Annotated in this window: 11 protein-coding genes; 8 read left to right on the top strand and 3 right to left on the bottom strand. The window is 58.2% G+C overall.

All coding sequences use genetic code 11. The annotated features are described in order from the left end of the window. The first annotated feature begins 131 nt into the window (after positions 1-131). From ACTJI7_RS15325 to yjiA, 3 genes are all read left to right on the top strand, one after another. Positions 132-2,285: a carbon starvation CstA family protein gene (locus ACTJI7_RS15325; RefSeq protein ID WP_028015394.1), complete on the top strand. Its 2,154-nt coding sequence runs from the start codon at positions 132-134 to the stop codon at positions 2,283-2,285. Positions 2,286-2,350: 65 nt separating this feature from the next. Continuing rightward, on the top strand, positions 2,351-2,554 hold the full coding sequence (locus ACTJI7_RS15330; protein WP_003856610.1) for a YbdD/YjiX family protein: 204 nt from the start codon (positions 2,351-2,353) through the stop codon (positions 2,552-2,554). A gap of 10 nt (positions 2,555-2,564) precedes the next feature. After that, positions 2,565-3,518, top strand: coding sequence for a GTPase (yjiA, locus tag ACTJI7_RS15335; protein WP_236327743.1), 954 nt, complete (start codon positions 2,565-2,567; stop codon positions 3,516-3,518). Positions 3,519-3,571: 53 nt separating this feature from the next. Here the strand turns inward: yjiA and ACTJI7_RS15340 are convergent, their stop codons facing one another. Beyond that, entirely contained in the window at positions 3,572-4,930 is a 1,359-nt protein-coding gene (locus ACTJI7_RS15340; protein WP_440670777.1) for an esterase-like activity of phytase family protein, read from the bottom strand. Between the two features lie 410 nt (positions 4,931-5,340). Here ACTJI7_RS15340 and ACTJI7_RS15345 point away from each other — a divergent pair, with 410 nt between their 5' ends. Further along, the gene (locus tag ACTJI7_RS15345; protein WP_028015391.1) at positions 5,341-5,886 is read left to right on the top strand and encodes a YfaZ family outer membrane protein; all 546 of its coding nucleotides are present in this window, start codon (positions 5,341-5,343) and stop codon (positions 5,884-5,886) included. Next, the gene (locus tag ACTJI7_RS15350) at positions 5,886-6,206 is read left to right on the top strand and encodes a hypothetical protein (RefSeq protein WP_440670775.1); all 321 of its coding nucleotides are present in this window, start codon (positions 5,886-5,888) and stop codon (positions 6,204-6,206) included. The genes ACTJI7_RS15345 and ACTJI7_RS15350 overlap by 1 nt, the downstream gene beginning before the upstream one ends. 44 nt (positions 6,207-6,250) lie before the next feature. Here ACTJI7_RS15350 and ACTJI7_RS15355 read toward each other — a convergent pair whose 3' ends face one another. Then, positions 6,251-7,621, bottom strand: coding sequence for an NAD-dependent succinate-semialdehyde dehydrogenase (locus ACTJI7_RS15355; RefSeq protein WP_048999303.1), 1,371 nt, complete (start codon positions 7,619-7,621; stop codon positions 6,251-6,253). A gap of 151 nt (positions 7,622-7,772) precedes the next feature. Between ACTJI7_RS15355 and ACTJI7_RS15360 the strand changes: the two genes are divergently transcribed. Genes ACTJI7_RS15360 through ACTJI7_RS15370 form a run of 3 tightly spaced genes read left to right on the top strand, consistent with a single transcriptional unit; the run spans position 7,773 to position 10,498 of the window. Continuing rightward, complete coding sequence (locus ACTJI7_RS15360) at positions 7,773-8,516, top strand: helix-turn-helix domain-containing protein (protein ID WP_440670773.1); 744 nt, start codon at positions 7,773-7,775, stop codon at positions 8,514-8,516. Positions 8,517-8,563: 47 nt separating this feature from the next. Then, complete coding sequence (locus ACTJI7_RS15365) at positions 8,564-9,217, top strand: LysE family translocator (RefSeq protein ID WP_236327745.1); 654 nt, start codon at positions 8,564-8,566, stop codon at positions 9,215-9,217. Positions 9,218-9,220: 3 nt separating this feature from the next. Continuing rightward, on the top strand, positions 9,221-10,498 hold the full coding sequence (locus tag ACTJI7_RS15370) for a DUF445 domain-containing protein (protein ID WP_440670770.1): 1,278 nt from the start codon (positions 9,221-9,223) through the stop codon (positions 10,496-10,498). Here the strand turns inward: ACTJI7_RS15370 and ACTJI7_RS15375 are convergent. Next, positions 10,479-11,342 (bottom strand): LysR substrate-binding domain-containing protein, encoded by an 864-nt coding sequence (locus ACTJI7_RS15375; protein WP_150144767.1) that lies wholly within the window; start codon positions 11,340-11,342, stop codon positions 10,479-10,481. The genes ACTJI7_RS15370 and ACTJI7_RS15375 overlap by 20 nt on opposite strands. Positions 11,343-11,344: the final 2 nt, after the last annotated feature.

Genomic DNA, 11,344 nt, shown 5'->3' on the forward strand with positions numbered 1-11,344 from the left:
CTTTCAACCACTCACTCATTTACCGTCCTTTACGCGCGCGCGGATCTGGCACGATCGCTCCAGCATTAATCAATACCTCCTCACAACGAACCCTGACCCTTTTTTCTTTACATAAAAAACCAGGTCTTTCTATGGATACTAAAAAACTACTTAAGCACGTGCCCTGGGCCTTACTCGGGATCCTCGGCGCTTTTTGTCTGGCGGTTGTCGCATTACGCCGGGGCGAACACGTCAGCGCCCTGTGGATCGTGGTCGCGTCGGTTTCCGTCTACCTTGTGGCCTATCGCTACTACAGCTTGTACATCGCGCAGAAGGTCATGAAGCTCGACCCGACGCGCGCCACCCCGGCGGTCATTAACAATGACGGTCTGAACTACGTGCCAACCAACCGCTACGTGCTGTTTGGTCACCACTTTGCCGCCATTGCAGGCGCGGGCCCGCTGGTCGGCCCGGTGCTGGCCGCCCAGATGGGCTACCTGCCGGGTACGCTCTGGCTGCTGGCGGGCGTGGTGCTGGCGGGTGCGGTGCAGGACTTTATGGTGCTGTTTATCTCCTCGCGCCGTAACGGCTCGTCGCTGGGCGAGATGATCAAAGAAGAGATGGGCCGCGTGCCGGGCACTATCGCCCTCTTCGGCTGCTTCCTGATCATGATCATCATCCTCGCGGTGCTGGCGCTGATCGTGGTGAAAGCGCTGGCCGAAAGTCCGTGGGGCGTCTTCACCGTCTGCTCTACCGTACCGATTGCGCTGTTCATGGGCATCTATATGCGCTTCCTGCGCCCAGGCCGCGTGGGTGAAGTGTCGGTCATTGGTATCGTACTGCTGGTCGCCTCCATCTACTTCGGCGGCGTGATTGCGCACGACCCGTACTGGGGCCCGGCGCTGACCTTTAAAGACACCACCATCACCTTCGCGCTGATCGGTTACGCGTTCGTTTCCGCCCTGCTGCCGGTGTGGCTGATTCTCGCTCCGCGCGACTACCTGGCGACCTTCCTGAAAATCGGTGTCATCGTCGGGCTGGCGATCGGGATTGTCATCATCAACCCTGAGCTGAAAATGCCGGCAGTGACGCAGTACATTGACGGCACCGGTCCGCTGTGGAAAGGCGCCCTGTTCCCGTTCCTGTTTATTACCATCGCCTGCGGCGCCGTGTCTGGCTTCCACGCGCTGATCGCCTCCGGCACCACGCCGAAGCTGATGGCTAACGAAACCGACGCGCGCTTTATCGGTTACGGCGCGATGCTGATGGAGTCCTTCGTGGCGATCATGGCGCTGGTTGCGGCCTCGATTATCGAGCCAGGCCTGTACTTCGCGATGAACACTCCACCGGCGGGTCTGGGCATCACCATGCCAAACCTGCATGAGATGGGCGGGGAAAATACCGCGCTGATCATGGCGCAGCTGAAAGAGGCCAGCGCACACGCGGCGGCGACCGTCAGCTCCTGGGGCTTCGTGATCTCGCCTGAGCAGATCATGCAGACCGCGAAGGACATTGGCGAACCGTCCGTGCTGAACCGCGCAGGTGGCGCGCCGACGCTGGCCGTGGGTATCGCACACGTGTTCCACAAAGTGCTGCCGTGGGCGGACATGGGCTTCTGGTACCACTTCGGTATTCTGTTCGAAGCGCTGTTCATCCTCACCGCGCTGGATGCCGGTACCCGTGCGGGCCGCTTCATGCTGCAGGATCTGCTGGGCAACTTCGTGCCGTTCCTGAAGAAAACCGACTCTCTGGTAGCGGGTGTTCTGGGTACTGCCGGGTGCGTAGGCCTGTGGGGCTACCTGCTGTATCAGGGCGTTGTCGACCCGCTCGGCGGCGTGAAGAGCCTGTGGCCACTGTTCGGTATCTCTAACCAGATGCTGGCAGCCGTTGCCCTGGTGCTCGGTACCGTCGTCCTCGTGAAGATGAAGCGCACCAAATACATCTGGGTGACCGTGGTTCCTGCGCTGTGGCTGCTGCTCTGCACCACCTGGGCGCTGGGCCTGAAGCTGTTCAGCACCAACCCGCAGCTGGAAGGCTTCTTCTTCATGGCTAACCAGTACAAAGAGAAGATTGCAGCAGGCGGCGCGGATCTGACCGCGCAGCAGATTGCTAACATGAACCATATCGTGGTGAACAACTACACCAACGCGGGTCTAAGCATTCTGTTCCTGGTGGTGGTGTACAGCATTATCTTCTACGGCATCAAAACCTGGATGAAAGTGCGCAACACCGAAGGCCGTACGGATAAAGAGACCCCGTACGTGCCGGTGCCGGAAGGCGGCGTGAAGACCTCTTCACACCATTAATTAAACCTGTCACTGTAGGCCCGGATCGCTGCACGCCTCCGGGCTTCTTCTATCTGGAACCCTCAATGTTTGGTAACTTAGGCGAAGCAAAAAAATACCTCGGTCAGGCGGCGAAGATGCTGATTGGCATTCCGGACTATGACAACTACGTTGAGCATATGAAGACCAACCATCCGGATAAGCCGTACATGACCTACACCGAATTCTTCCGCGAGCGTCAGGAAGCGCGCTACGGCGGAAGTGGAGAAGGCGGCGTCCGCTGCTGCTAAAGGAGAGACCATGACCCCGATTGCCGTTACCCTGCTGACCGGTTTCCTCGGCGCCGGTAAAACCACCCTGCTGCGCCACATCCTGAACGAGCAGCACGGCTTCAAAATCGCCGTCATCGAAAACGAATTTGGCGAAGTCTCCGTTGACGATCAATTAATCGGAGACCGCGCCACGCAAATCAAAACCCTGACCAACGGCTGCATCTGCTGCACCCGCTCTAACGAGCTGGAAGACGCCCTGCTGGACCTGCTCGACAGCCGCGATCGCGGTGACATCGGCTTCGACCGCCTGGTGATCGAGTGCACCGGCATGGCCGACCCCGGCCCGATTATTCAGACCTTTTTCTCGCACGATATTCTTTGCCAGCGCTACCTGCTGGACGGGGTGATTGCCCTGGTAGACGCGGTCCACGCCGACGAGCAGATGAACCAGTTCACCATTGCCCAGTCTCAGGTAGGCTACGCCGACCGCATTCTGCTGACCAAAACCGACGTGGCAGGCGACAGCGAAAAACTCCGCGAGCGCCTGATGCGCATCAACTCGCGCGCGCCGATTTATACGGTGACGCATGGCGATATCGATCTATCCCAGCTGTTTAACACCAACGGCTTTATGCTGGAGGAGAACGTCACCACGAAACCGCGCTTCCACTTTATGGGAGACAAGCAAAACGACGTGGCGTCGATTGTGGTGGAGCTGGACTATCCGGTGGACATCAGCGAGGTCTCGCGGGTAATGGAAAACCTGCTGCTGTCGTTTGCCGACAAGCTGCTGCGCTACAAAGGCATGCTGTGGATCGACGGCGAGCCGAACCGCCTGCTGTTTCAGGGCGTACAGCGCCTGTACAGCGCCGACTGGGACCGCCCGTGGGGCGATGAAGCGCCGCATAGCGTGATGGTGTTTATTGGTATCCAGCTGCCGGAGGAGGAGATTCGGGCAGCGTTTGCGGGTCTGAAGAAATAACCGCCTTGCTTCCCCTCTCCCCTTTGGGGAGAGGGTTAGGATGAGGGGTAAAATTATTTCAACGCCTCCGGCAGCGTCACAATCCACAGCTCGCTCTCTGACTCCGGCTTCTTCAGCGGCTTCACGCTGAGCGTGGTTTCCACCGGTTTATCATCCAGCGTCAGCTTGCCTTCCTCGTTAACCCGATAGTCCTTGAGCTTTTTGCCCTCGACCGGATGCTGCATCGCCACCTTCACGCCAAAGTCGTTATCGTTCGCCACCGCAAGCCGTTTGCCGTCGATCAGCGCCAGCCCTTCGGCCTTCTCCTGCTTCCAGCCCAGCGCGCGCAGATCGACGACCTGCGTTTTTGCAGCAAGGGTAATGCCGCGCTGCGCCAGGGTTTTCTCATCATCAAACTCCGGGTACTCGCCCGGCTTGTCGAAAGCGGTCAGGTCGCTCGCCTTGCTGAGATCCACCTTGTAGATAAGGTTACGCATCGCGTCATTTTTATCCTCACCCTGTTCAATCAGCAGGATGTGCTGGTCGTCCAGCGCCACGATGTCGCCGATTTTGGCGTCGCTGTTTTTGCTGTAGGCCGCGCTGTCGATGGGGTAGCCGTACATCGCCGTTTTCCCGGTCGCCGGGTCGAAGCTGACCAGACGCGTAAACAGCGCCTGCTTTTTGCTCTTACCGTCGATATCCAGCGTGCTTTGCACGGCGGCGATAATCCGCCCGTCCGGCATCCGGGTCAGGCCTTCAAAGCCCCGGTTCGGCTGGCGCCATTTAATAACGTTTGGCAGACCGGCCGCGATGGATTTTTCCCCTTCCGCCGCCTGCGGCCCGTGGATCGCCAGAATTTTCCCTTTGCTGTCGACGTTAATCAGGAACGGGCCATACTCGTCGCACAGCCAGAAGCCGCCCTTGCCGTCCGGGGTGATGCCTTCCGTGTCCAGTCCGCGGTTGTCACCCTTCAGAATTTTAAGGGTATCGCTGAACGCCACCTCGTTGGTGGCTCCAATCACGCCGCTTTGCAGCGGCAGGCCGTTAATCTCGCCTTTATCATCATGCAGCGGGCGGGCATCCGTTGCCTCCGCTTTGCCGTTCTGAACGCGGATGGTCATCAGCAGCGGCGCGAAATCCGGCGTGACAAAAATTTTGGCTTCGTTTTTACCCATTTTGGGCGCATCGGCGTTAGGACCGCGATCGGTCACGGTCGCGAAGGTCAGAGCATCGCCCTGCTTGCCCGTAAACAGCAGGCCGGAGCCAATCCCTACCGGGAGTCCATTCGGAAACGTACCGGCAAACGCGCCGCTGTATTTCACGTGTGAGCCGTCAGGGAAGCTGACAACATAGCGCTCAGCCGTGGGCTGCGCCGCCAGGCCAGAGAAAGAGAGCGTACAGCCGATAAGCACAGGAATGATTTTTCTTTTCATATTGTTAGCATCCGGAAAGTGAAGCCCACAACGTAATGAACAAACGTGTCAGAAAAATGACATGGAAAGGAAACGTGGCCGGACATCTGAACGAATAATGACCATAAAAATGTAAAAATTTGTTTTTTTATGTGATTTTAGAAATGGAATTGGAAATTATTAGAAGCGCAATTAATGCATCTCAAATCACTATCCCTGCCTCGTTCAGATTTCGTTTAGTCAAAAAATTAAACTGTTCCTCAACATCTGAAATTTGCGCGTTGACACACCGACAACCCAACTTAAGCGTTACAAATAAATATAAAAGAATTAACAATTACAGCATGAAAAGTCGATTTGCATCACATTTGCAGTCATAAACATCGCTTGTTAAGGTGCCCCCAGATTAATTTGATGATGAGGCACGAAACATGAAAAAACTGAACATTCTTCTTCTTTCTGCACTGACCGCCATCTCGGGTTCCGCACTGGCAATGGGCGGCAGCATTGAGCAGGGTAAAAACTTTACCAACCTCAACCTGGAAATGGGCAAATCCTCATCCGGTGTTTACCTCGAAAGTAACTGGCTGAAAAACACCGACGACGGTACCCAGACCGGTGGCGTGGGCGCAGGCTACAACCTGGAAGTGGGCCCGGTGATGCTGAATGCGGGCGCAAAAGCCATCTACATCGGCCCGAAAAAAGGCGATAACGGCGTGGCCTTCCCGATTGGCGGCGGCGTAAACGTTGCGCTGACCGACAGCATCCACGTCTATGGCGAAGGCTATGCGGCACCAGAAGGCCTGAACAACAGCGTGAAAAACTACGTTGAAGCTAACGGCGGCGTAAGCTGGACCCCAATCAAACCGGTTACGCTGAAAGTAGGCTACCGCCACGTGAGCGTTGACGGTAAAGATGGTCGTCCAAACCACACCCTGATTGATGGCGCATATGTCGGCGGTGGAGTTAGCTTCTGATGAAACACCGCATTACCGCGCTTTGCGTTCTGAGCCTCACGCTGATGCTCACCGGCTGCGTCCAGTACAAATGGGTAAAACCGGGCGTGAGCGACGCTGAGATGAATAAAAAGCTTACGGAATGCGAAGCGCAGGCCCTGATCGATCTGCCTCCGGATAACGTGGTGACCGGTTCGAGCTCGGAAAAAACGGACAAAAAGAACAAGAAAAAGGATATTTCCACGAGCTACACGGTTCAAGACGCGAATGAATATCGCCGGGATACGTTAGTCGACAGCTGCATGTTCAAAAGCGGCTGGGACAAGATCGAAGTACAGTAATCAACTGAAAAAACCTGCCAACCGGCAGGTTTTTTTATTACCTCTTACTTACGCACCACCACCAGCTTCTGGTTCACAAACTCTTTGATCCCCAGATCCGACAGCTCGCGTCCGTAGCCGGAACGCTTCACGCCGCCGAACGGCAGCTCTGCTGCGGTATCGGTGAGCCAGTTGATGTACACCATCCCGGTCTCGATCCGCGACGCCATTTCCTTCGCGCGCTCGATGTCCTGGCTGAACACCGCCCCGCCCAGGCCGTAGTGGGAATCGTTCGCCAGCGCGACCGCCTCGTCGTCGTTTTTCACCACGTACATCTGCGCAACCGGGCCGAAGAACTCTTCGAAGTACGCCGGGTTATCGCGGGAGATATTCGTCAGGATCGTCGGTTCGAAGAAGCTCCCGTCGCGCTGCACCGGCTTGCCGCCAAAGTGCAGCGTGGCACCGTTTTTCACCGCCTCGTTAACCTGTTTGGTCAGCGTTTCCAGCGCATCTTTGGAAGAGAGCGGCCCCAGCGTGGTGCTCTCGTCCAGCGGATCGCCAATCTTCACCTGCTTAAACGCCTCGGTAAATTTGCTGAGGAACGCGTCGGCAATTTTCTCGTGCAGGATAAAGCGCTTCGCCGCGGTACAAACCTGCCCTGCGTTGTTGAGCCGCGCATTCACGCCAATCTTAACCGCTTTATCCAGGTCCGCGTCGTCCAGCACCACGAAGACGTCGTTACCGCCCAGTTCGAGGGTCGATTTCTTAATGTGCTTCGCCGCCTGCGCGGCCACCACGCTGCCCGCCTTTTCGGAGCCGGTTAGCGCTGCGCCCTGCACGCGATCGTCTGCGATGATATTCGCCACCTGTTCGGACGAGATAAACAGGTTCGTCCACGCCCCTTCCGGCGCACCCGCCTCGCGCACCAGATGCGCAAAGGTCTCGGCGCAGTGCGGAACGATGCTGGCATGCTTGGCGATAACGGGGTTACCCGCCGCCAGGTTTGGTGCCAGGACGCGCATCAGCTGGTAGTACGGGAAGTTCCACGGCTCGACGGCCATCAGCACGCCGATAGGGTGATGCTCCACCCACGCTTCCCCAAGTTCAGAGTCGTACTTCACCGGGGCGAGGAACTGCTTCGCGTTGTCGGCGTAGTAGCGGGCGATCTGCGCGCACAGCTTCACCTCGCCGCGGCTCTGTTCGATGAGCTTACCCATCTCCTGGCTGGCGATTTTTGCCAGATCCTCCACGCGCTCGTCGATCAGGTCGGCAAGCTTATGCAGCACCGGCAGGCGCTGGCTGATGTCGCCTTTCGCCCATTCCGAATGGTAAAGCGCATCGGCCGCCTTCAGCGCCGCTTCGATATCCGCGTCGGTATGTGAGGGGTATTCTTTGATGAGCTGGTTAGTGGCAGGATTTACTGTCTGATAAGCCATATCGAATCTCCTTGTTTTACCGCTTAGGGTATTAAGGATAGTCAACATGACTGGCTGTGGACGTAAAGTTGGGTATATCCGGAAGGTTCTGAGTTAAGCAGTGCCGGACGGTTCGCTGACGTGGTATAAAAAACGTCCAGAAGGAGTTTCCATGACCGATACCCGACACGTTCGCCAGACTTTTCACCGCGCCAGGGGCCTTGAGCTGCGCAGCACCTGGCAGAGCACGCAGGCGTACAAACGCCACTGTCACCCTCAACTCTCCATCGGCGCGATTGTTGAGGGCCAGACCTGCTGCGTGTGTCATGACCAAGAGTACATTCTTCATCCCGGGGACCTCATTGCGATCCCGGCTTATGTGCCGCACAGCTGCAACCCCGTCGACGGGCAGCCGCGCAGCTACCATATGCTCTATATCGACACCGATTTTCCTCTGGCGCTACAGGTGATTCGTAACCCTGCCCTGTTTGCCCGTTACCTGGACGTCGTTAAGACAATGTCTCCAGCGTCCGTGGAGGCGCTGCTTTCTGCCCTTCCCCGCTGCGCAGATAACGCAGACGCGCTTCGGCCAACCAGCCAGCAGGTTCAGGAGGCGTTTCTTTCCAATCTCACCAGCCCGCCCTCTCTCGACGAACTTGCCCAACGCTTCTCGCTGCGCAAGGAGACGCTGATCCGCACCTTCCGGCAGGACACCGGCCTGACGCCGGGCAGCTTCCTCAACATCTCCCGCGTGGAGTTCGCCAAAGCGCGGCTACGTGCCGGGGACGACATCGCCGACGTCGGCTACCAGAGCGGCTTTGCCGACCAGAGCCATTTTCATAAGACCTTCGTCAGCTATACCGCCGCCACGCCGCGCCAGTACGCCACGGGCCGATCAATATCAGACAATAAATAGGTTCTGCAGCGCCGTAGCCTGTCCTCAGATGGTTAACTGAGGTCGCTATGGAACTGTTCTTCCCTTCCGCTTTTCTCGCTCTGGCGCTGGCGCATTTTGTTGCGCTGTTGAGCCCGGGTCCGGATTTTTTCCTGCTTGTGGGCTACGCGGCGCGCTACCGACTGCGCGGCAGCGCCGGGCTGTGCGTCGGCATCGCCGCGGGTAACGCGCTCTATATTGTTCTGGTGATTATCGGCTGGAGCGCGCTGCGCCAGTTTACGTGGCTGTTTACGCTTATCGAGGTATGCGGGGCGCTGTACCTGCTGTGGATCGGCTCGCATCTGGTGCGCAGCCAACCGCAGGCGCTGGCGCTTGCAGAAACCCGTCAGCGGTGCCCTTCTCTGATGAAGCAGATCCTGCTGGGGCTGGGATCGGCGCTGTTAAATCCAAAAAATGCGCTGTTCTACCTGGCGCTGATGACGGCTTTACTCGGGCCGGACGTCACGCTGCTTCAGCAGGCGACCTGCAGCGTCTGGATGGTGATGGTGGTGCTGGCGTGGGATCTGGCGCTGGTGTCGATGATGGGGCTATCGGCGGTGCAACAGAAGCTCAGCCGTTCGCTGTGGTGGATTGAGCGCACGGCGGGCGTGGTGCTGATGGGGTTTGGCGGGTGGGTGCTGTGGCGATTTTTGCACTTTTCCCCCGCTTCCCTCTATCCTTAACCCATGGAAAAAATCGCTGAACTCAAACGCGCCAAGCTGCTGGCGCTGTCGCTGCTGCTGATTGCCGCCGCGGCCTTTGTCACCACCCTCTTCCTGCCGCAGACCTTCTGGGTGCGCGGCGTCAAAGCCATTGCCGAGGCGGCGATGGTCGGCGCGCTGGCGGACTGGTTTGCCGTCGTCGCGCTGTTCCGCCGGGTTCCCATTCCGTTTATCTCGCGCCATACGGCGATTATCCCGCGCAATAAGGACCGAATCGGCGACAATCTTGGCCAGTTCGTGCAGGAGAAGTTTCTTGATACTCAGTCGCTTGTGGCGCTGATCCGCCGCTATGAGCCAGCGCAGATGATTGGCGCCTGGTTCAGCAAGCCCGACAACGCCCAGCGCGTCGGGCTGCATCTGATGCAGGTGATGAGCGGTTTTCTCGAGCTGACCGATGACGGACGTATTCAGCGCCTGCTTAAACGGGCGGTGCATAAGGCCATCGACAAGGTGGATTTCACCGAAACCAGCGCCGTCATGCTGGAGAGCATGACCAAAAATAACCGCCATCAGGTACTGCTGGACGCCATCATCAACCGCCTGATTACCCTGATTCAGCGGGAAAGCACGCGGGACTTTATTGCCGACCAGATCGTCCACTGGCTCAAAACCGAGCATCCCCGCAAGGCGATGGTGCTCCCCACGGAGTGGCTGGGCGATCAAAGCGCGGAGATGGTGTCGAACGCGGTGAACACGCTGCTGGACGATATCAGCCACGACCGCACGCACCAGATCCGTCAGGCGTTCGACCGCGCCACGCTGAAGCTTATCGACAACCTGAAAAACGATCCGGAAATGGCGGCGAAAGCCGATAACATCAAGCACTACCTGAAAAACGATGAGGCGTTTAACCGCTATCTGGGCGAGATGTGGGCTGACCTGCGCCAGTGGCTGAAGGCGGATATGCAGAGCGAGGATTCGCGCGTGAAGCAGCGCATCGCCAACGCCGGGCTGTGGTTTGGCGAAACGCTAACAAACGACGCCAGCCTGCGCGCGTCGCTGAACGAGCATCTGGAGCAGGCCGCGCACCGCGTCGCACCGGATTTCGCCGCGTTCCTGACCCGCCACATCAGCGACACGGTCAAAAGCTGGGACGCCAAAGACATGTCCCGCCAGATTGAGCTGAACATCGGCAAAGACCTGCAGTTCATCCGCGTCAACGGCACGCTGGTGGGCGGGACGATAGGCCTCATCCTGTACTTACTCTCGCAAGTCCCAACGCTTATCCATTCAGCGTCCTGAGGATCAGCGCCTTCATGCTGGTAATAGCTGCATCGGGGGAGGCGCTCCCCTGATGCAGGGCGATACCCAGCTCTCCTGCATCTGGCAGCAGGTGGCTGTCGATCCATAACGTCTCGGGCAGACCAATACGCGTGCGGAGCGTAATACCCAGCCCCGCGCTAACTCCCGCCCACAGCCCGCTCAGGCTATAGCTGGTATAAGCGATACGCCAGGGAATACCTGCGGCATCCAGTGCCGCGATGGCCCGGCTTCGCAGGAGGCAGGGCGCGTCAAACATCACCAGCGGCAGCGGCTCACCTCGTTGCAGAAGGACCTCAATGTCCTCGCGGGACCGGCAAATCCATGCCAGCGGTTCGCTTCGCACGTAGTCGCCTTCTCGACCTTCCTGCCAGACCAGCGCCAGATCGAGTTCATTCGCCGCCACGCCGCGCAGCAGCGGCGGGTTGCGATCGACACGTGCCGTCATGCGAAGCTCAGGGTGTTGTCTGTGAAAATCGCCGAGGACCTTCGGCATCACGGACTCGCCAAAGTCCTCCTGCATACCCAGCCGCACCTCGCCCTGAAGCAACTCACCTCTGATAGCCCGGAGCGCTTCATCATTTAATACCAGCATGCGTCGGGCGTAGCTCAGCAGAATTTCACCCTCTCGGGTCAGTGCCAGCGTACGCCCCTGCTTAACGGTCAGAGCCACGCCACACTGCTGCTCCAGCTTTTTTAACTGGGCACTGACCGCAGAGGTGGACCGACACAGTCTGTCCGCCGCCTCGGCAAAACTGGCGGACTGGATCCCCTCCACAAAGCTGCGCAGCGCGTCCAGGTCTAATGCTGAAAAGCGTTTATCCATAT

The organism is Enterobacter sp. 22499 (genome assembly GCF_052044815.1).
Lineage (GTDB): Bacteria > Pseudomonadota > Gammaproteobacteria > Enterobacterales > Enterobacteriaceae > Enterobacter > Enterobacter bugandensis.